Here is a 19,660-nt window from a genome sequence, read left to right as displayed (position 1 = left end):
GGGGAAATCTCCGGAAGGGGGTTACAGCGCGTCGGCACCGATTTCGCCGGTGCGGATGCGGATGACCTGTTCAACGGCGGTGACGAAGATCTTGCCGTCACCGATCTTGCCGGTGCCTGCCGACGACTGGATCGCTTCGATCACCGCGTCGGCACGCTCGTCGGTGACCACCGTTTCGATCTTGATCTTGGGCAGGAAATCCACGACGTACTCGGCGCCGCGATACAGCTCGGTGTGGCCCTTCTGGCGACCGAAACCTTTCACTTCGGTCACGGTGATGCCCGACACGCCTGCATCGGACAGGGCCTCGCGGACCTCGTCGAGCTTGAACGGTCGGATGATGGCGGAGATCAGTTTCATGCGCATGTCCCGATGGTGGATGGGGCCAGCGCGCCAGCGCGCGTTGGCATCAGGCAACCACGGGTCATCAGGATGATGACCGTGGCTGTTGCACCGGACACATACAGGGCCGGGACGGCCGTGCCTCTCTCCTTGCACGACCGACGCGGGAGGGAGGGCGGCCCTGGTCGCGTATCCGGTCTCTCTCTTGCCCCTGGATAAGCGGGCCAAAGGCCCGCGTTCCAATGCAGCGGACTGACAGTCCGCTCTACAACGGCGGGCCTGCACCCGCCTTGCGGCTCCCCAGCCGCGAAAACGGAAGCGATGGCGGCGGGTGGGAGGGGGAACCCACCGCCATCGCGCCCGGTCAGCTGGCGTAGTACAGCTGGTATTCCAGCGGGTGGGTGGCCGCGCGGAACTTGGTTACTTCCTGCATCTTCAGCGCGATGTAGCCGTCGATGAAGTCATCGCTCATCACGCCGCCGGCCTTCAGGAACTCGCGGTCCTTGTCCAGTGCTTCCAGCGCCTGGTCCAGCGAGGAGCAGACCTGCGGGATCAGCTTCTCTTCTTCCGGCGGCAGGTCGTACAGGTCCTTGTCGCTCGGTGCACCCGGGTCGATCTGGTTCTTGATGCCGTCCAGGCCGGCCATCATCAGCGCGGTGAAGGTCAGGTAGCCGGACTGGATCGGATCCGGGAAGCGCATCTCGATGCGGCGCGCCTTCGGGTTGGACACCCACGGAATGCGGCACGAGGCCGAACGGTTGCGGGCCGAGTAGGCCAGCATCACCGGCGCCTCGAAGCCCGGCACCAGGCGCTTGTAGCTGTTGGTGCCCGAGTTGGCGAAGGCATTGATGGCCTTGGCGTGCTTGAAGATGCCGCCGATGTACCACAGCGCCAGCTGGCTCAGGCCACCGTAGCCGTCACCGGAGAACAGGTTGGTGCCGCCCTTGGACAGCGACTGGTGCACGTGCATGCCGCTGCCGTTGTCGCCGACGATCGGCTTGGGCATGAAGGTGACGGTCTTGCCGTTGCGGTGCGCGACGTTCTTGATCACGTACTTCATGCGCAGCAGTTCGTCGGCCTTCTGCACCAGGGTGCTGAACTTGGTGCCGATCTCGCACTGGCCGGCGGTGGCCACTTCGTGGTGCTGCACTTCCACCTCGATGCCGACCTGTTCAAGGGTCTTGCACATCTCAGCGCGCAGGTCGTGCAGGGTATCGGTCGGCGGCACCGGGAAGTAACCGCCCTTCACGCCCGGGCGGTAGCCGCTGTTGGCGCCGTCGTACTTGGCGCCGCTGTTCCAGGCGGCTTCTTCGGAATCGACCTTGAAGAAGGTGTTGCCCATTTCATTGGCGAAACGGACCGAGTCGAAGATGAAGAACTCCGGCTCCGGGCCGAAGAACGCGGTTTCGGCGATGCCGGAGGACTTCAGGTAGGCCTCGGCGCGCTTGGCGATGCCGCGCGGACAACGGCCATAGGCCTGCATGGTGGCCGGGTCGAGGATGTCACAGCTGATCACCAGGGTCGGATCGGCATAGAACGGATCAACATAGGCGCTGGACGGGTCCGGCAGCAGCACCATGTCCGACTCGTTGATGCCCTTCCAGCCGGCGATCGAGCTGCCATCGAACATCTTGCCTTCTTCGAACAGCGACGGCTCGACGATGCTGACCGGGAAGGTGACGTGCTGCTCGACGCCACGCATGTCCACGAAACGCAGATCGACGAATTCGATCTGGTTGTCCTTGATCAGCTTCTCAACGTTTTCCACGGACATCGGTACGACCTCGGATGGGGATGAATGCCTGCTGAGGTACAGCAATGACCGTGCCAACTTTTTGCGACCCGCAAGTCGTTGATTTCACTAAGACCGCCCCGCACCGGTGCAGATCAGCGCGCACCAAACGGGTGCGCGGGGTACCGCACGCACCCGTTTGGTGCAGCGGGGATCGTCTATCCTCTCGACCTTCTTCCTTCCGCCGCGCGTGCACGCACCGTCCATGTCCGACCTGCTCTCCGCCCTGCTGCTGGGCATCCTCGAAGGCTTGACCGAATTCCTGCCGATCTCCAGCACCGGCCACCTGCTCATTGCCCAGCACTGGCTGGGAGCCCGCTCGGACTTCTTCAACATCGTCATCCAGGCCGGCGCCATCGTGGCCGTGGTGCTGGTGTTCCGCCAGCGCCTGCTGCAGCTGGCCACCGGCTTCAACCAGCGCGAGAACCGTGAGTACGTGTTCAAGCTGGGCGCTGCGTTCCTGGTCACCGCGGTGGTCGGCCTGGTGGTGCGCAAGGCCGGCTGGTCACTGCCGGAGACGGTCAGCCCGGTGGCCTGGGCGCTGATCATCGGCGGCGTCTGGATGCTGCTGGTGGAGGCCTACACCGCACGCCTGCCCGACCGCGACCAGGTGACCTGGACGGTGGCCATCGGCGTGGGCCTGGCGCAGGTGGTGGCCGGCGTGTTCCCCGGCACCTCACGTTCGGCCTCGGCGATCTTCCTGGCCATGCTGCTGGGCCTGAGCCGCCGTGCCGCCGCGGCCGAGTTCGTGTTCCTGGTGGGTATTCCCACCATGTTCGCCGCCAGCGCCTACACCTTCCTGGAAATGGCCAGGGCCGGTCAGCTGGGCAGCGAGAACTGGGCCGACGTGGGCGTGGCCTTCCTTGCCGCAGCCGTCACCGGCTTCGTCGTAGTGAAGTGGCTGATGGGCTACATCAAGTCACACACGTTCACCGCCTTCGCCCTCTACCGCATCGCGCTGGGCGCGGCACTGCTGCTGTGGTTGCCATCCGGCAGCTGAACAGCGCCGGGGCGTGGCAACCCCGTTGCCGGCCCCGCTCCGTTTCCCCCACGGTTCCCCAAGGAGAATCACCATGAACCGCAAGCTCACCCTGCTCCTTCCGCTGGCCCTGATGGCCGCCTGCAGCCAGACCCCGGCCCCGGCCGGCACCGGCGGCGACGACGTGGCCCCGGCCGCGGCCAAGGCAGCAGACCAGCAGACGCTGGCGCACCTGGATGCGCAGCGCCTGCAGAGCCAGCACTGGCGGCTGCAGCAGGCCACCGGCGCCGACGGCAAGCGCATCGACGCGCTGTTCGCCCGCGAAGACAAGCCGGTCACCCTGGACTTCGCTGAGGGCCGCCTGTCGGTCAGCAACACCTGCAACCGCATGGGCGGCGGCTACACCTTCGACGCTGGCAAGCTGAGCGTCAGCGCGATGGCGTCGACCATGATGGCCTGCACCGACAAGGCGCTGATGGCGCTGGACGAGGCCGTGTCGAGCCGCCTGCAGGGCGAGCTGAAGGCCGAGCAGGGTGCCGATGGCACGCTGACCCTGACCAACGCCAAGGGCGACGTGCTGGTGTTCAACCCGGAACCGACCGCTGAAACCCGCTATGGCGGCGCCGGCGAGACCGTGTTCCTGGAAGTGGCGGCCAAGACCGAGAAGTGCTCGCACCCGCTGATCCCGGACTACCAGTGCCTGCAGGTGCGCGAAGTGAAGTTCGACGACAAGGGCCTGAAGCAGGGTGAGCCGGGCAAGTTCGAGAACTTCTACGGCACCATCGAGGGCTACACCCACGAAGACGGCGTGCGCAACGTGGTGCGCGTGAAGCGCTACGAGGTGAAGAACCCGCCGGCCGATGCGCCGTCGCAGGCGTACGTGCTGGACATGGTGGTCGAGTCGGCCATCGAGAAGTGATGTAGAGCCGACTGCCAGTCGGCTGACGGGTGGAGGGCGGCCGCAAGGCCGCCCTTCTTCGTTGCGGGTAGAGCCGGCCGCTGGCCGGCTGCCCTGCGCGGATCCGGCAGCACACGGGCGTTGCCGGCCAGCGGCCGGCACGACCCGTCATGCCGCCTCAGCCCAGCGCCGGATTCAACGTGTAGGTGCCGTGCAGCGCCGCTTCGGCCAGCACGTGGCCGTGCATGGCCCTGTAGGCGTCGGCGGCGGTGAAGCGTTCCGGCAGCTGCAGCGACGCCACGTCCAGCGCGAACACGCGGAAGAAGTAGCGGTGCACGCGTTCGTCGTTGAACGGCGGGTAGGGGCCGTCATAGCCCAGATAATCGCCGGCCATGTCCGGATTGCCTGCGAACCAGCCGGTGAAGTCATTCAGGCCCTCGCGGCTGCCGGCCGGGCCGGCCGGTGCGGACTTGCCCTTCACCACGAAGCCGTCGCTGCAGCTGCCTGCGGCAATCTCGCGCACCGAGGCCGGAATATCGGCCATCACCCAGTGCACGAAATCGCAGCGCGGCTGGTCGCGCGGCACGCTCATGTCGGTGCGCCCGACCGTTTCCGGCACCGTCGGCACGTCCGGATCGACGCATACCAGCAGGAACGAACGGGTGCCCTCCGGCACCCCGCTCCACGCCAGGTGCGGATTGCGGTCCGGTGCGAAACCTGCGGCATCGCCGGCGGCGAACTCACGGTCGATCGGCGCACCATTGGCCAGGCTGTGGCTGCTCAGCTGCATTGCATCCTCCTCACTCTTCCGGATAGCCCAGGCGCACCGCGATCGGGGTGAGCTTGGCGAAGGCGGCGCTCATCACGTCGCGGTAGTTGCGCCAGTGGCCCGGCGGGAACCGCGGCGCGCCCAGCTGCGCGGCCGGCGGCATCGGCCGTTCGAACAGGCGGCCCAGCAGATCGGCCATCGCCTGCGGATCGTTGCCGATCTGGTCGATGCGCAACAGCACCTGCGGATACAGGTCGTCCTCGTGCAGGGCGGCAACCTGGGCCAGCGCGCGCGCCAGCCATTCGCTGGCTTCGGCCAGCGAGGTCATCGCCAGCGGCGCGGCCGCACCGTAGGCCACCCAGTCCAGCAGCATGTCGCGCGGGTCGCGCAGCACCACCAGCAGGCGGCCCTGCGGCAGCTGCGGGCGCAGCGCCCACAGCAGCGCGTTGTCCCACCACAGCAGCCAATCGATGATCGCGTCGTCCTGCACGCCGCGCGACGGCAGCTGTTCGCGCCAGCGCTGCACCAGCCGCTCCGGGGTCAGCACGCCGGAAGCGAGGTCCTGCAGCGTGTGGTAGTTCTGGAACGCGTCGTCGGGCGCGCTGGAGGTGTAGCGGTCGCTGCGCAGCACCGGGCTGGCGGCGGCCAGGCCGGTTGCCACGCGTTCCACGCCCGACCCCGGTGCCCCCCACAGGAAGATCGGCGCGGAAGTGGCCTGCGCATCGATCTCGCCCTTGTCCGGCCAGCTCGGCGGCGCCTTGGCCTGCGGCGGCAGCGGCAGGCGCTGCGGTGCCTGGTCGGCCTGCAGCGCCAGCCAGGTCTGCAGCGCGTCTTCGTGCTGCCCGGCGCGATCCTGGATCTCGCCCAGCCAGGTGCGCAGGTCGGCGCGGTGGCCTTCGGGGGCCATCTGGATCAGCGCCTGCACGCGGGCGATGGCGGCGGCCGGATCGCGCTGCAGCAGGCCTTCGACCAGGCGGGTCTCGCCGCTGACGCGGCCCGGCTCGAGGCTGACGATGCGCTCGGCGATCGCTTCGGCCTGGGCGTGTTCGCCCACCATGTCGTGCAGCCGCAGGCGCGCTTCCAGCGCCGGCAGGTGGCCCGGCATCGTGTCCATCCAGCGCTCGACCGTGGCGGCAGCAGTGGGACTGCCGACCTCTTCCACCGCCAGGCGCGCCAGCCACAGGTCGTGCAGCTGCGGGTGCTGCTCCAGGGCGGCATCCAGGCGTGCGCGTGCTTCGTCTTCGCGGCCCAGGCGCTGCCAGGACATCAGCAGCAGCTGCAGCACCTCGCGGTCGCCGGGCGCCGATTCCAGCAACGGCAGCAGGTGTTCCAGCGCCTGCAGCGGCTGGCCGCTGCGCAGCGCCAGTTCGCCAGCCAAGCGGCGCATCGACGGCGTATCCATGCCCTGCTGCTGCAGTGCGACCTGCATGGCTTCGGCGGCGGCTTCCAGGTTGCCCTGGCGCATGGCCAGCTGCACCACCAGGCCATGCAGCGAGGAGATCGCCGGGTTCAGCTCCAGCACGCGGCGGAATGCCTGTTCGGCGAAGGCCAGCATGTTCTTGCCCAGGTAGGCGAAGCCCAGTGCGTAGAGCACGCGGGGGTCGTTGGGCTGGGCCTGGTTGGCGGCCGACAGCAGCCTCAGCGCGCGATCGGGGTCATCGCGGCGCAGCGCGATCATGCCGTCGATGGTCAGCAGTTCCGGGTGGTCCGGTTCGACGCGCGAAGCCAGGGTGGACAGTCGCTGTGCTTCGTCGAAATCATTGCGGCCGATCGCCAGGTGGGCCTGCATCAGGTACGCGGCAAACGCGTTCGGGTCCAGCCCGGTGGTGCGGGTCAGTGCCTCGCCGGCGCCCTCGAACTGGCGCAGGGCCAGCAGCAGGCCGGCGTGCTGCAGGTGCAGCTGGGCATCGTCCGGGGCCAGCTGCAGCGCCTGCTGCAGGGCGTCCATCGCGTCCTCGGCCCTGCCCTGCTGCTGCAGCGCAAGCGCCAGCCAGCGGTGGGCCGCGGCCTGGCCGGGTTCATCGTGGGTCCATGCCTGGGCCAGCTGCACGGCTTGGTCGGCCTCGTTCTGGCGCAACGCTTGGATGATCTGGTCTTGCATGGCGGTCCGGTTCAAGGGCAAACCCGCATTGTAGCGGCCTGCGCGCCCGTGCCGGTTCAGCCTTGCAGCACGCGCCGCAGCCGCTGCGCCACCCAGCGTTCGGAGAAGCCATCCCCCCGCCAGTTTTCCAGGAAGCCGCAGTGGCCTCCCCAGCAGGCGGTTTCCAGGTGCGCCTGGCGCGGCAGCTGCCAGTCGCTGAAGGTCGCGTACGGGATCACCGGATCGTCCTGTGCCATCAGGATGTCGGCCGGCACCTGCAGCGTGGCCAGGCGATCTCCGGCGATCGAGTAACCATCGAAATAGGCCTGCAACGAGCCGAAGCTGGTGTGGCGCTCGACCAGCCACGCGGTCAGCGCGCGGATGTCCAGCTTCAGCACGCGGTCGTCGCAGTCGCTCAGTTCGGGGAACAGATCGCGCTTGCGCCGCAACGAACCGGCCCACTTGCGGCGGAAATACCAGTCGTACATCGCCGGACCGTTCTCGATGTTCTCCATGGTCAAGCCCGGGTCCAGCACCGGGCATACCGACGCCACGCGCAGCAGCGGCACGCCGGCCGCCGGCGCGCGCAGGGCCAGGCGCAGCACGAAGTTGCCGCCCAGCGAGTAACCCGCGGCCACCAGTGGCAGCTGCGGCCAGCGCTGGGCGATGTCGCCCGCGGCATGCACCACTTCGTCGATCAGGTTGGAGTGGAAGATGCCGGGGTTGAGATGATGGGTATTGCCGTGGTCGCGGAAGTTCAGCCGTACCACGTCGAAGCCCTGCTCGAGCATGCGCGCGGCCGCCATGCGCATGTAGCTGGATTCGGCGCTGCCTTCCCAGCCGTGCAGCAGCAGCGCCATGCCCTTGGGCTCGCGGCCTTCGATATGGCTGTGCCAGCCCTGCAGGCGCACGCCATCGCCGCCATCGAGAATCAGCTCTTCGCTGACCGCGCCGGTCGCAGCCAGCAACAGCAGGCCGCGCTGCAGGCGCATGCGGCTGGAGCTGAGCATCGATTGCAGGTGCGGGTTGCGCAGCCAGCGCGGCGGCTGGTAGTCAGCCGCGTGCAACGTCGGCGTGCCGGCGTCCAGGACGGGTGGCGGGATCAGGGCCACCGCACCCTCACCCGGTGCTCATGGCCGCCACGATGCGCGCGCGCGACGTCTCCGCGATGCGCCGACGGCCTTCCAGGTCCTGCGCACCGATGGGTGCCAGGAAATGCACTTCCGCACGCCGCGCCGGCTCGCCTAGCAGGCGCAGGAAATTGGCGAAGAAGCTCTCGCCGGGGCCGAAGGCGACAATGGTCTGCGCATCGCCGTTGGCCCCGTACACCAGCGCCACCGGCTGGACCGGCACGCCGGTTTCCACCGCAGCCTGGAAGATGCGCGCATGGAACGGGCCAACCTCGTGGCCCCCGCGGGTACGCCCTTCCGGGAACACGCCCACCGCCTTGCCTTCGCGCAGGCGATCGGCCATCACCTGCATCACGCCACCGAGCGATTCGGTGTTGCCGCGCTGGTGGAAGATGGTCTGGCCACGCGCGGCCAGCCACCCGACCAGCGGCCAGCTGGCGATCTCGCGCTTGGCGACGAAGCCCATCATGCGCTGGCTGTGCAGGATGCAGATGTCGACCCAGCTGACGTGGTTGGCGACGAACAGCACGGCGCCGGGCAGCGGCGTGCCGATCCGCACCAGGCGGAAGCCGAAGATCCACATCAGCCCCCCCTGCCACCAGTTGACCACTTTGGCCCCCAGGGTCGCCTCGCCCACGCGCAGTTCGCCCCACGGCCGAAGCATGCCGATCAGGATGAGCGGCAGGAACACGATGATGTGGACCAACAGCAGCGGTACGCGGTACAGGTAACGGCACACACGCGCCACGCCGCCGCGGGGGGCCGGAGTGGGGGAAGTCATCCGCGCACGATACCGGAGGGCCGTCATCGCTGCCAGCCGATTTAGGCCATAACTGCCATTGACCGGGGCAATCGGCAGGGAACGCTGGGTTCTGCTGCCGTCACCGGCCTTCCGGGGCTCAGCCGTGGCCGGCCGCGACCACCGCCAGGGTCAGCCGCGAGATGCATACCAGCCGGCCCTGCTCATCCTCGATGCGGATCTCCCACAGCTGGGTGCTACGGCCGACGTGCAGCGCGCGCGCGGTGCCGGTGACGGTGCCCGAGCGCACGGCGCGCACATGGTTGGCGTTGATTTCCAGGCCCACGCAGACCTGCTGCGCCGTATCCACGCACAGGTTGCCGGCGCTGCTGCCCAGGGTTTCGGCCAGCACCACCGACGCGCCGCCGTGCAGGATGCCGTAGGGCTGGCGGGTGCGCTCGTCCACCGGCATGGTGGCCTGCAGCCAGTCGTCACCGGCCGCGCTGAAGACAATGCCCAACGACGCGATCGCGGTGTTGCGGCTGAGCGCATTGAGCTGCTCGAGGGAAACGGCTTCGCGGAACACCTGGGTCATGCGGGCACCTTCAGAGGATGGGAACGAGGCCGGCACCGAATGCGGTCAGCATGCGGACCAGCAGCCACTTCGGGCCGACATTGACCTCGGGGAAGTCGCCCACGGCGACGTAGCAGCGGTGGAAGTCCGGGTCCTGCCGGGGCAGCGGCTGCGGGCAGTCCGGTCCGGGCTTGAACTCGTAGTCGGTGGCATAGCGCCACGGCCAGAAGTCGAGGATCGGCAGCGCTTCGGAGGCCTTGCCGACGCTGTAGTTCAGCCCGGACAGCACCGGCGGCTTGGCCCGCGGGGCCACCGTCCACGAATTCTGCGGGTGGGTGTCGCGCAGGATGCTCTCGGCCAGCTGCTCGGCGAAGGCCGGGTCATCGATGATGACCGCGCCTTCGGTGTTGTAGTTCTCGCTGCGCGGATCGAAGTTGTGGGTGCCGACCACGCCGATGCGGCGATCGACCACCAGCGACTTGGCATGCAGGCCCATGCGCGCGCCCTTGCGGGTGACCGGCAGCGGCTTGTTGACCGCCTTGCTGCCCAGGAACGAGGGCCGCGTCTCGGTGCGCAGCAGGCGGGTCTCGACCTCGCTGCCGGCCGCGCGGCGACGTTCGCGTGCGTTCTGGTATGCGCTGCCGGTGCGCGGATGGTTCACCGGCGCCTGCCTGGCAGGCGCCGCGGGCGCGTCGCGGCGGTCGCCGGCATTGCTGCCGGCGGCGCTGCCGCCGATCAGCGGGTTGCGTCCACCGTCGTCGTCGCCCCCGGGTGCGGCGATCGGATCAGGCAGCAGGTTGCGGTAGTCGACCGGGGCATCCAGCGGGAACGGCTTGTATTCGAAGATGTTGAAGCCCAGTTCGCGCATGTTGCGCCGCTTGTACTTGTACGACAGCGCATACACGATCGGGTTGTCGGTGGCCGCCAGGCTGTTGCTGGACACCACCACCCGCGGCGGCTGCGGTCGCTTGCGCAGCTCGCGGAACAGCGCCTGCGCCGGCTTGGACAGCACCAGGTACGGGGTCTGCAGGATCACTTCCTTCTGCGCGCCGGCGATCAGCGCATCCAGCTGCGGCTCGGTCACGTGCTGGCCGGCCAGTGGCGCATCGGCCTTCTGGCGCCGGTGCTTGCGTGGCAGGTCGGCGACATAGCGCACCGACGCCACCGGCAGGGCGGTATCGACGAACGCGCGGGTGACGAAGTCCATGTCGTTGGCCTCGGCACTGACCCGCTGCACCCGCTCGGGGCGGCGGAAGCTGGCCGGTGGCAGGGCCGGCACGCCTTCGCGCAGCAGGGTCCGGCCGACATCGTTCAGGCGCTCGGCCGGCACGCTGCGCTGGGCACGCCAGAAGGCATCGAAGTTGGCTGCCATCGCACGCGCTTCGGGGCCGGCAATCAGCACATCGCGGTCGCGGAAGTTGTACTCGCGGTCCCAGTCGTAATAGTCATCCTGGTAGTTGCGGCCTCCGACCACGCCGATCGCATCGTCGATCACCAGCAGCTTGTTGTGCATGCGCTGGTTGAAGCGGCGGAAGCAGCACAGCACGCTGCCGGCATAGTCGAAGTAGTTCAGCCGGGCCTTGCCGAAGGTCGGGTTGTAGACCCGCAGCTGGAAGTTCTGGTGGGCGCCGGACAGCGCGCCGAGGATCTGCAGGTCGGAGATCGCCGAGAGCTGGTCGATCAGCACCCGCACCTTCACCCCGCGCCGCGATGCGGCCAGCAGCTCGTCGATGACCAGCCGGGCGCTGTCGTCCTTGTCGAAGATGTAGGTCTGCAGGTCGATGCTGCGGGTGGCGCTGCGCAGCAGGTTCAGGCGCGCAACCAGGGCACCCTCGCCCTCGTCGAGCAGGGTGGCGTAGTGGCGCGGCTGCTGCGGGGTGGATTCGGTGAACGCCCGGCCGGCCAACGCGCGCAGCGGCGAGTCCTGCGCGCAGCGGTCGGCGCGCTGGCAGTCCACCTGGCTGGAGCGCGCCTGCACGGCGATCGCCTCGGCGCGATCGCGTTCGGCATGCGAGAGCGATGCACAACCGCTGCCCAGCAACACGGTTGCCAGCGCCAGTACACGCAGCAGGAGGTTCACGGTTTCGGCGCCTCGCTCAGGCGCGCACGCAATACGAAGGTCACTCGGTCACTCAAGGCAAGCTGCCAGCTGTCCATTCCATACCGGCCTCGCTGCACGGTACCGCGGCTGACGACATCGCAATCATAGCCGGGTCGGGCGCACTCCGCCTTCTCGACCCGCAGCGACTCGGGATGGCTGATGCCGCGCAGGGTCAGCCGGCCCTGGATGTCGCCGCCCTGCTCCACGGTCTCCGGCCAGTAGGGCAGCGAGTCGAACTCGACCACCGGATGGCGCCCGGCATCGAAGAACTCCTCGCCGCGCATCCAGCCGGTATAGCGCGCCTTGCCGGGGATCTCCACCGAGCGGGTGAACATCTTCAGGTGCACCTGGTGGCGGCCGTCGGACAGGATCTCGATGCGTCCCTCGAAGTGCGGGAACACGCCTTCGATGCGCTGGCCGAAGCGGGTCCGCACTTCGAAACCGATCCGCGAGCGCTGGGTATCCAGGCGCAATGGCCGGGGTGCTTCGGCCGACACCGCCGGCAACGGGGTCGGCGGGGGCGCCGCGGCCCAGGCCGGGCCGAGCGCCAGCAACGCGGGCAGCAGGAAGCGGCCGCGCCGCACCCGGCTCATCGGATCACGGCCACCAGAACGCGTTCAGGCTGGCCACGCCCGGTTCGATCGTGGCCTCGCGCGGGAAGCCCAGCACGGCGATGCCGGCCGGCGGCATGCCACGGTAGTCGCTGCTGGTGCCCTCGGTCATCAGCGCCACCAGGCGCTCCAGGCCCGGGTTGTGGCCGACGATCAGCACCCGATCGAGGTCGCGGCGCTCATCCACCAGTGCCGCCAGGGTGCCCGGGGTGGCCTCGTAGATGCGGTCTTCCAGGCGCTTTTCCACATACCCGATGGCGGCCAGCACCGCCTCCAGGGTCTCGCGCGTGCGCCGCGCCGGCGAGCACAGCACGCAGTCAGGCAACAGGTTGTTGTCCTTCAGCCACTTGCCGGCGGCCTCGGCTTCGGCCAGACCGACCGGCGACAACGGCCGGTCGAGGTCGGCCTGGCCGGGGGTGGCCGGTTCGGCATGGGCATGGCGCAGCAGGATCAATTCACGCATCGCGGGTTTCCATGAAAAAGAGGATGGAGACGTGCAGCCTTACAGCTTCAGCCAGGACAGCAGCGGCTCCCAGTCGGCCTGGTGCTCGCGCACCTGGGCCGAGCGGTAGTCGAACAGGCTGCGGCCCAGGCCGGTCATGACCACGTAGCTCTGGCTGTCACGCAGCTGCGCGACCACCGGGTACGGCCACTCGGCCAGCATCTGCAGCGCCTGCTGCGAGGTCTGGGTCCAGGGTTTGGTACGGTTGAGCACCAGCCCCACCGGCAGCTTGCGGCTGTGCACGCGCGGGTTCTGGGCCAGGCTGTTGAGGAAGCCGACGATGGCTTCGATATCCAGCGCCGAGGGCAGCACCGGCACCACCACGGCATCGGCCGCGTCCAGGAAATGGGGGATATCGTCGGCGAGCGCACCGGCCGGCGCATCGATGATGACGGTATCGGTACCGTCGGGCAGCTTCTGCGCCCACTGCTTCTTCCGATACACGTCGATGGGAAGCACCGCGCTCTCCAGCCCGGCACGCCGTTGCGCCCAGCGGGTGCTGGAGCCCTGCGGGTCGGCATCGGCGATCACCGTGGCCTTGCCCTGCAATGCCGCGTACGCGGCCAGGTGGGTGGCGACGGTGGTCTTGCCCACCCCGCCCTTGGAACCGGCCACCAGGATCGTCTTCATGCCAGCCTCGCTTCCGGGTACGTGCCCCGAGCGTACACCGGCGGTGGTGACGGGAGGTAGCACCGTGCTGAACCGGTGGCCATCGCCTTTGCTATCGTGGCGCCCCCGAAGGATCGAACCGCCATGAGCGAACTGCAGGACCTGAGCGCACTGATCCGCGCCAACACCCCCCTGATCGTGATCGAGACCCAGGACGAGGGTCGCATCGTCGAGCTGTTCCGGCAGACGCTGATGCACGTGTGGCGGGCCCTGCACCGCTGGTCCATCACCGAGGGCCTGCGCCGCATCGACCTGGACCGCGAAGACGCGGCGGTCGGCCCCCCCGATGCCAGCGCTGCGTTGCAGATGATCCGCCAGGCCGACCAGCGTGGCGTCTACCTGCTGCTCGATTTCCACCCCTACCTGGGCTATGCCAGCCACCAGCGCGCCCTGCGCGACCTGATCCAGCGCCGCCACAGCGAACCGCATGTGCTGGTGCTTATCGGCGCCAAGGTCGAACTGCCGGCCGAGCTGGAAGCGCTGGCGGTGCGCTTCAACCCGCGACTGCCCGATGCCAACGCGCTGCTGAAGATGCTGCGCGAAGAGGCCGATGCCTACGCCCGCGAGCACGGCGGCCGCCGCGTCGAGGTCGACAGCGAGGCAGTGAAGAAGATCCTGAAGAACCTGCAGGGCCTGAGCCTGGTCGATGCCCGCCGCATCGCACGCCAGTTGATCTACGCCGACGGTGCGCTGCGCGATGACGACCTGCCGCAGCTGGCGCGGCTGAAGTTCGAGCTGCTCAACCGCAGCGGCCACCTGTTCTTCGAGCATGACAGCGCGCGCTTCGGTGACGTGGCCGGCGCCAACCGGCTCAAGCGCTGGATCAACCAGCGCCGGGTGGCCTTCATCGCCGGTTCGGCACCGGCCGGCCTGGACCCGCCGCGCGGCATGCTGCTGCTGGGCGTGCAGGGCTGCGGCAAATCGATGCTGGCCAAGGCCACAGCCGCCGGCTTCGGCGTCCCGCTGCTGCGCCTGGACGTGGGCGCGCTCTATAACAAGTACCACGGCGAGACCGAGGCCAACCTGCGCCAGGCCTTGGCCTCGGCCGAGCAGCTGGCGCCCTGCGTGTTGTGGATGGACGAGATCGAGAAGGGCCTGGCCAGCGGTGGCGAGGACGGCGGCGTGTCGCGCCGCGTGCTCGGTTACCTGCTGACCTGGATGGCCGAGCGCAAGGCGCCGGTGTTCATCGTCGCCACTGCCAACCAGGTGCACGAGCTGCCGGCCGAGCTGCTGCGCAAGGGCCGTTTCGACGAGATCTTCTTCGTCGACCTGCCCACGCCTGAGGTGCGTGTGGAGCTGCTGCGGCTGCACCTGGGCCGGCGCCAGCTCAATGGCGACGACTTCGCGCTGCCGGCGCTGGCAGCGGCGGCGAATGGCTTCTCCGGCGCGGAGATCGAGCAGGCGATCGTGGCCGGGCTGTATGCAGCGCATGCGGAAGGCCGGCCGCTGGACACCGAGCTGCTGATGAACGAGATCCGCGCGACCCGACCGCTGTCGGTGCTGATGGCCGAGCAGGTCGAGGCGTTGCGGGCATGGGCGTCGGGGCGGACGGTTTCCGCGGACGATTGAAGTGGACGCGCAAAAGCAAAAGCGCTTGGCTGGCCGCTCTTGAGCGCATGGGGTCAGATCCGTTTTCCTCTGGAAAACGGATCTGACCCCAGTTCGATTTCTATCCCTGGCAGATCGCATCCACGCATGGCGTGGATCTACCGTGCCGACCAAGGTCGACACCTACCAACAGCCGCCGGAACCTGTCGGAGGCGGGGTACTGTGGGTTTGCGGGGTGTGAGCCGCATGGATGCGGCGACCGAGCCCCCATGGATGGGTTTACGGCGGCCCCGCAAACCCACAGTGCCCCGCCCATCCCTCAGGAAACCCGCTTTGGCTTTGGCTTTGGCTCCAGCCCTTGCCTCTGCGGGTGCCGGGTGCAACCCGGCCGCCCCCTACCCTCAGGGCCAGGCCGGCGGGGCAGCCGCCCACGCCTGCTGCACTTCCGCCAGCGAGGCGCGCTCGTCGTCACGCCACAACGGCAGCAACTGCGCATAGCGGCTGCTGTCGCTCCATTGCGCCGGCTCGGTGCGCACCGCCGCGGCATACCACTGCACCGCCTCCTGCTTCTGCCCGGCCCGCCACAACGCCAGCGCATAGGTAGGCGGCAACCAGGCCGGCTTGCTCAGTGAACCACCGGCGGCGGCCTGCCATTGCTCCAGGGCGGCCTCGGCCTTGCCCTGGCGCAGCAGGTCCCAGCCGTAATTCCAGCGCACGCCGCGGCCCAGGCTGCCCTGCACCGGCGCATCCTTCAGTGCCTCGCGATACAGCTGTTCCCCCAGTTCGGTGCGGCCCTGGGCGATGGCCACCGACGCCAGCTGGACGGTGGCTTCGACCGTACGCCGGCCGCGTTCGCGCTGTTTCAGCAGCTGCGCCACCAGCGCATCACCTTCGGCCTGGACCACGACCATCGGCGCGGCGGCCGCATCGCTGTCGAAGTAGAACTCCTGTGGTGCCGGCACGACCGGCGCGGCCCACACCGGGGCCGTTCCCGAGACCAGCAGCATGCTGCCCAGGATCTTTCCTGCAACTGACATCCCATCTCCCCAGACCGCAACTGCAGCCTCCCTCTCTCTCCCCGATCCTAACCGCAGCATGGCTGCGGGCGCGAGTGCCGGGGCGGCCGGAGCCTCGCTGCTACAATTCGCGCCTTTCCCGCCGCGTGCCCGCACGCGGCCGGTGCCAGCCGATCCTACCGGGCCAGCCATGACCAGTACCGCGCAACTCACTTCGCCCTCTTCCGCCGACCTGATCGACCGTGACTACACGCTCGACCACAAGTACACCCGCAACGAGGGGCGGATCTACCTGAGTGGCGTACAGGCGCTGGTACGGCTGCCCTTGATGCAGCGCCTGCGCGATGCCGCCGAAGGCATCGACAGTGCCGGCTTCGTCAGCGGCTACCGCGGCAGCCCGCTGGGCGGCTTCGATCTGGAGCTGTGGCGGGCGCGCAAGCACCTGGAAGCCGCCCGGGTGAAGTTCACCCCGGGCCTGAACGAGGACCTGGGCGCCACCATGGTGTGGGGCACCCAGCAGACCAACCTGTTCCCCGGCGCCAACGTGCAGGGCGTGTTTGGCATGTGGTACGGCAAGGGTCCGGGCGTGGACCGCTGCGGCGACGTGTTCAAGCACGCCAATGCCGCCGGCACCTCGCGCTACGGCGGCGTGCTGGCGCTGGCCGCCGATGACCATGCCTGCCGTAGTTCGACCCTGCCACATGGCAGCGAGGACGAGTTCGTCAGCGCGATGATGCCGGTGCTGAACCCGGCCGGCGTGCAGGACATCCTGGACATGGGCCTGCTGGGCTGGGCGATGAGCCGCTACACCGGGCGCTGGGTCGGCTTCAAGACCATCGCCGAGACGGTCGAATCGTCGGCCTCGGTCGAGGTCGACCCGATGGCGCGCCGCATCGTGCTGCCGGAAGACTTCGAAATGCCCTCGGGCGGCCTCAACATCCGCTGGCCGGACCCGCCGCTGGACCAGGAAATGCGCCTGCACCGCTATGCGGTGAAGGCGGCACAGGCGTTCGCCCGCGCCAACGGCATCGACAGGGTGGTGATGGATGCGCCGCGCGCGCGGCTGGGCATCGTCACCACCGGCAAGAGCTACCTGGACGTGCTGCAGGCGCTGGAATACCTGGGCCTGGACGAAGCCGCGTGCGCCGACATCGGCATCCGCGTGTACAAGGTCGGCATGACCTGGCCGCTGGAGCCGCAGGGCATCGCGCGCTTCGCGCAGGGCCTGGAAGACATCATCGTGGTGGAGGAGAAGCGTGCCTTCATCGAGCGCCAGATGAAGGAACAGTTCTTCAACTGGCCGGCCAGCTGGGGCCAGCGCCCGTCCATCGTCGGCAAGTACGACGAGAGCGGCGAATGGATCCTGCCGTCCACCGGTGAACTGACCCCGGCCACCATCGCCGGCGTGATCGGCCGCCGCATCCAGAAGTTCTTCAACAACGCGTCGATCGAGCAGCGCCTGCAGTGGATGCAGGAGAAGGAAGCCGAGCTGGCGTTGCCGCGCGCCAGCTTCCCGCGCGTGCCGCATTACTGCTCGGGCTGCCCGCACAACACGTCCACCAACGTGCCGGAAGGCTCGCGTGCGCTGGCCGGCATCGGTTGCCATTACATGGTGACCTGGATGGACCGCAGCACCGATACCTTCACCCACATGGGCGGCGAAGGCGTGACCTGGGCCGGGCAGGCGCCGTTCACCGATACCCCGCACGTGTTCCAGAACCTCGGCGACGGCACCTACTTCCACAGTGGTTCGCTGGCGATCCGGCAGGCGGTCGCCGCCGGCGTCAACATCACTTACAAGATCCTCTACAACGATGCCGTGGCGATGACCGGCGGCCAGCCGGTGGACGGCCCGCTGAGCGTGCCGGACATCGCCAGGCAGATGCGCGCCGAAGGCATCCACACCATCGTGGTGCTGTCGGACAACATCGGCAAGTGGACCGCCCAGCGCGAGCACTTCCCCAGCGATGTCGAGTTCCACGACCGCAGCGAACTGGATGAGGTGCAGAAGCGCCTGCGCGAGGTGAAGGGTGTTTCGATCCTGATCTACGAACAGACCTGTGCCACCGAGAAGCGCCGTCGCCGCAAGCGCGGCAAGCTGGAAGATCCGCAGAAACGGGTGATGATCAACTCGCTGGTCTGCGAAGGTTGCGGCGACTGCGGCAAGAAGAGCTTCTGCGTGTCGGTGCTGCCGAAGGAAACCGAGTTCGGGCGCAAGCGCGAGATCGACCAGTCCAACTGCAACAAGGACTATTCCTGCGTGAACGGGTTCTGCCCGAGCTTCGTCACCGTGCACGGCGGCCAGCCGCGCAAGGGCAGCAAGCGCGATGCCTCCACCCTGCTGGACAATCTGCCGGCACCAACCATCCGCGGCACGCTGGAACAGCCCTGGAACATCCTGATCACCGGCGTCGGCGGTACCGGCGTGGTGACCATCGGTGCGCTGCTGGGCATGGCCGGCCACCTGGAAGGCAAGGGCGCGACCGTGCTCGACCAGACCGGCCTGGCGCAGAAGGGCGGTGCGGTGACCACGCACATCCGCATTGCACGCCGCCCGGACGACATCCACGCCGTGCGCATCGCCGCCGGTGAGGCCGACCTGGTGCTGGGCTGCGACATGGTGGTGGTGAACGACTACTGGGCATTGTCGAAGGTGCGTGCCGGCCGTTCGCAGGTCGTGCTGAACACCTACGAAGCCATGCCCGGTACCTTCACCACGCGCCCGGACATGCAGTTCCCGGCCGCCGACATCATCGCCGGCGTGCGCGTGGCCTTGGGCGGCCAGGAGCCGCTGCTGCTGGATGCCACCCAGCTGGCCACCGCCCTGCTGGGCGATGCCATCGCCGCCAACCTGTTCATCCTCGGCTACGCGTGGCAGCAGGGCCTGGTGCCGCTGTCGTTCGAATCGCTGATGCGCGCCATCGAACTCAACGGTGCCGCCGTGACGATGAACCAGCAGGCCTTTGCCTGGGGCCGCCTGGCCGTGGTCGACCCGCAGGCGGTGCAGCAGGCCGCCGGCCTGGTGCGCAACCGCCACACCGACACCGAATCCACCCCGGGCCCGCTGCATCCGCTGCCGCCGGGCGAGTGGGAAGGCAATGAATGGGGTGCGACCGCGGCACCGCGCAACACCGGTGACGAACGCGAACTGCGCGGCCTGCCTGCGCACGGCGGGGACGTGGCGTTCCTGCCGCTGGATGACGCCCGCCTGTCGCGCTCGCTGGATGAAATGATCGAGCGCCGCGCGGCGTTCCTGGTCGAGTACCAGGATGCGGCCTACGCCAACCGCTACCGCAGCCTGGTCGAGCGCGTGCGCCGCGCCGAAGCCGATCGCATCGGCGGCTCCACCGCGCTGACCGAGACCGTGGCCCGCTATCTGTTCAAGCTGATGGCATACAAGGACGAGTACGAGGTGGCCCGCCTGTACACCAGCGGCGACTTCCAGCGCCGCCTGCAGCAGCAGTTCGAGGGTGACTACCAGCTGCGCTTCCACCTGGCACCGCCGCTGTTTGCGAAGAAGGACGAGCAGGGCCGGTTGCTGAAGAAGGAATACGGGCCGTGGATGTTCAAGGCCTTCGGCCTGCTGGCCAGGTTGAAGTTCCTGCGTGGCGGTCGCTTCGATGTGTTCGGCCGCACGGCCGAGCGCCGCATGGAACGCACGCTGATCACCGACTACGAGGCCACCGTGCAGGTGCTGCTGGATGGCCTGGACGATGATCGCCTGGCACTGGCGGTGGAGATCGCCAGCATTCCCGAGCACATCCGCGGCTTCGGCCACGTCAAGGAAGCGCATTTCGAACAGGCCAAGGCGCGCGAAGCGGTTCTGCTGGCACAGTGGCGCAACCCGAAGGCGCTGCACATCGTGCAGGTGGCGTAAGGCCGCGGAACAGGTAATGCCGGCCGCTGGCGG

16 protein-coding genes are annotated in these 19,660 nt (G+C 68.4%); 4 read left to right on the top strand and 12 right to left on the bottom strand.

The annotated features are described in order from the left end of the window. Nucleotides 1-21: 21 nt before the first annotated feature. Together LRM18_RS05085 and glnA are read right to left on the bottom strand one after the other, a co-directional pair. Complete coding sequence (locus tag LRM18_RS05085) at nt 22-360, bottom strand: P-II family nitrogen regulator (RefSeq protein ID WP_004134334.1); 339 nt, start codon at nt 358-360, stop codon at nt 22-24. A gap of 346 nt (nt 361-706) precedes the next feature. After that, nucleotides 707-2,116, bottom strand: coding sequence for a type I glutamate--ammonia ligase (glnA, locus tag LRM18_RS05080; RefSeq protein WP_019661939.1), 1,410 nt, complete (start codon nt 2,114-2,116; stop codon nt 707-709). Nucleotides 2,117-2,339: 223 nt separating this feature from the next. Between glnA and LRM18_RS05075 the strand changes: the two genes are divergently transcribed. Both LRM18_RS05075 and LRM18_RS05070 read left to right on the top strand, forming a co-directional pair. Beyond that, the gene (locus LRM18_RS05075; protein WP_057493697.1) at nt 2,340-3,134 is read left to right on the top strand and encodes an undecaprenyl-diphosphate phosphatase; all 795 of its coding nucleotides are present in this window, start codon (nt 2,340-2,342) and stop codon (nt 3,132-3,134) included. 73 nt (nt 3,135-3,207) lie between these two features. Further along, nucleotides 3,208-4,032, top strand: coding sequence for an META and DUF4377 domain-containing protein (locus tag LRM18_RS05070; protein ID WP_049466280.1), 825 nt, complete (start codon nt 3,208-3,210; stop codon nt 4,030-4,032). Between the two features lie 157 nt (nt 4,033-4,189). Here LRM18_RS05070 and LRM18_RS05065 read toward each other — a convergent pair whose 3' ends face one another. The 9 genes from LRM18_RS05065 to LRM18_RS05025 form a co-directional block, all read right to left on the bottom strand. Continuing rightward, nucleotides 4,190-4,801: a YbhB/YbcL family Raf kinase inhibitor-like protein gene (locus LRM18_RS05065; RefSeq protein WP_270951931.1), complete on the bottom strand. Its 612-nt coding sequence runs from the start codon at nt 4,799-4,801 to the stop codon at nt 4,190-4,192. 10 nt (nt 4,802-4,811) lie between these two features. After that, the gene (locus tag LRM18_RS05060) at nt 4,812-6,881 is read right to left on the bottom strand and encodes a tetratricopeptide repeat protein (protein ID WP_154329815.1); all 2,070 of its coding nucleotides are present in this window, start codon (nt 6,879-6,881) and stop codon (nt 4,812-4,814) included. A gap of 56 nt (nt 6,882-6,937) precedes the next feature. Continuing rightward, nucleotides 6,938-7,927, bottom strand: a complete 990-nt coding sequence (locus LRM18_RS05055; protein WP_049466306.1) for an alpha/beta fold hydrolase — start codon at nt 7,925-7,927, stop codon at nt 6,938-6,940. Between the two features lie 52 nt (nt 7,928-7,979). Beyond that, nucleotides 7,980-8,771 carry a lysophospholipid acyltransferase family protein gene (locus tag LRM18_RS05050; protein ID WP_270951928.1) on the bottom strand — a complete coding sequence of 264 codons (792 nt, stop codon included), beginning with the start codon at nt 8,769-8,771 and terminating at the stop codon, nt 7,980-7,982. A 118-nt stretch (nt 8,772-8,889) separates the two neighbouring features. Beyond that, the gene (locus tag LRM18_RS05045) at nt 8,890-9,324 is read right to left on the bottom strand and encodes a hotdog fold thioesterase (RefSeq protein ID WP_049466272.1); all 435 of its coding nucleotides are present in this window, start codon (nt 9,322-9,324) and stop codon (nt 8,890-8,892) included. A gap of 10 nt (nt 9,325-9,334) precedes the next feature. Beyond that, entirely contained in the window at nt 9,335-11,383 is a 2,049-nt protein-coding gene (locus tag LRM18_RS05040) for a phospholipase D family protein (RefSeq protein ID WP_049466270.1), read from the bottom strand. Next, a complete protein-coding gene (locus tag LRM18_RS05035; protein WP_049466268.1) occupies nt 11,380-11,997 on the bottom strand; it encodes a YceI family protein in 618 nt (205 codons plus the stop codon). Before LRM18_RS05035 ends, LRM18_RS05040 begins: the two co-directional genes overlap by 4 nt. Before the next feature lie 4 nt (nt 11,998-12,001). Next, nucleotides 12,002-12,478: a histidine phosphatase family protein gene (locus LRM18_RS05030; protein ID WP_049466266.1), complete on the bottom strand. Its 477-nt coding sequence runs from the start codon at nt 12,476-12,478 to the stop codon at nt 12,002-12,004. A 39-nt stretch (nt 12,479-12,517) separates the two neighbouring features. After that, on the bottom strand, nt 12,518-13,147 hold the full coding sequence (locus LRM18_RS05025; RefSeq protein WP_005420986.1) for a ParA family protein: 630 nt from the start codon (nt 13,145-13,147) through the stop codon (nt 12,518-12,520). Between the two features lie 123 nt (nt 13,148-13,270). Between LRM18_RS05025 and LRM18_RS05020 the strand changes: the two genes are divergently transcribed. Continuing rightward, nucleotides 13,271-14,755: an AAA family ATPase gene (locus LRM18_RS05020; RefSeq protein ID WP_049466262.1), complete on the top strand. Its 1,485-nt coding sequence runs from the start codon at nt 13,271-13,273 to the stop codon at nt 14,753-14,755. 380 nt (nt 14,756-15,135) lie between these two features. Here the strand turns inward: LRM18_RS05020 and LRM18_RS05015 are convergent, their stop codons facing one another. Then, nucleotides 15,136-15,771 (bottom strand): hypothetical protein, encoded by a 636-nt coding sequence (locus LRM18_RS05015; protein ID WP_049466260.1) that lies wholly within the window; start codon nt 15,769-15,771, stop codon nt 15,136-15,138. Between the two features lie 169 nt (nt 15,772-15,940). Between LRM18_RS05015 and LRM18_RS05010 the strand changes: the two genes are divergently transcribed. Further along, nucleotides 15,941-19,627, top strand: coding sequence for an indolepyruvate ferredoxin oxidoreductase family protein (locus tag LRM18_RS05010; protein ID WP_270951909.1), 3,687 nt, complete (start codon nt 15,941-15,943; stop codon nt 19,625-19,627). The last annotated feature ends 33 nt before the right edge of the window (nt 19,628-19,660 follow it).

This window comes from Stenotrophomonas sp. PI_27 (assembly GCF_027854495.1).
Lineage (GTDB): Bacteria > Pseudomonadota > Gammaproteobacteria > Xanthomonadales > Xanthomonadaceae > Stenotrophomonas > Stenotrophomonas pavanii.
Note: the sequence above shows the minus strand (reverse complement) of the source record. Positions and strands in the feature narration are given on the sequence as shown.

Excerpts from the sequence above, each read along its gene's own strand:
- LRM18_RS05085 (WP_004134334.1), bottom strand. The coding sequence starts at position 360 with ATGAAACTGATCTCCGCCATCATCCGACCGTTCAAGCTCGACGAGGTC.
- glnA (WP_019661939.1), bottom strand. The coding sequence starts at position 2,116 with ATGTCCGTGGAAAACGTTGAGAAGCTGATCAAGGACAACCAGATCGAA.
- LRM18_RS05075 (WP_057493697.1), top strand. The coding sequence starts at position 2,340 with ATGTCCGACCTGCTCTCCGCCCTGCTGCTGGGCATCCTCGAAGGCTTG.
- LRM18_RS05070 (WP_049466280.1), top strand. The coding sequence starts at position 3,208 with ATGAACCGCAAGCTCACCCTGCTCCTTCCGCTGGCCCTGATGGCCGCC.
- LRM18_RS05065 (WP_270951931.1), bottom strand. The coding sequence starts at position 4,801 with ATGCAGCTGAGCAGCCACAGCCTGGCCAATGGTGCGCCGATCGACCGT.
- LRM18_RS05060 (WP_154329815.1), bottom strand. The coding sequence starts at position 6,881 with ATGCAAGACCAGATCATCCAAGCGTTGCGCCAGAACGAGGCCGACCAA.
- LRM18_RS05050 (WP_270951928.1), bottom strand. The coding sequence starts at position 8,771 with ATGACTTCCCCCACTCCGGCCCCCCGCGGCGGCGTGGCGCGTGTGTGC.
- LRM18_RS05045 (WP_049466272.1), bottom strand. The coding sequence starts at position 9,324 with ATGACCCAGGTGTTCCGCGAAGCCGTTTCCCTCGAGCAGCTCAATGCG.
- LRM18_RS05035 (WP_049466268.1), bottom strand. The coding sequence starts at position 11,997 with ATGAGCCGGGTGCGGCGCGGCCGCTTCCTGCTGCCCGCGTTGCTGGCG.
- LRM18_RS05030 (WP_049466266.1), bottom strand. The coding sequence starts at position 12,478 with ATGCGTGAATTGATCCTGCTGCGCCATGCCCATGCCGAACCGGCCACC.
- LRM18_RS05025 (WP_005420986.1), bottom strand. The coding sequence starts at position 13,147 with ATGAAGACGATCCTGGTGGCCGGTTCCAAGGGCGGGGTGGGCAAGACC.
- LRM18_RS05020 (WP_049466262.1), top strand. The coding sequence starts at position 13,271 with ATGAGCGAACTGCAGGACCTGAGCGCACTGATCCGCGCCAACACCCCC.
- LRM18_RS05015 (WP_049466260.1), bottom strand. The coding sequence starts at position 15,771 with ATGTCAGTTGCAGGAAAGATCCTGGGCAGCATGCTGCTGGTCTCGGGA.
- LRM18_RS05010 (WP_270951909.1), top strand. The coding sequence starts at position 15,941 with ATGACCAGTACCGCGCAACTCACTTCGCCCTCTTCCGCCGACCTGATC.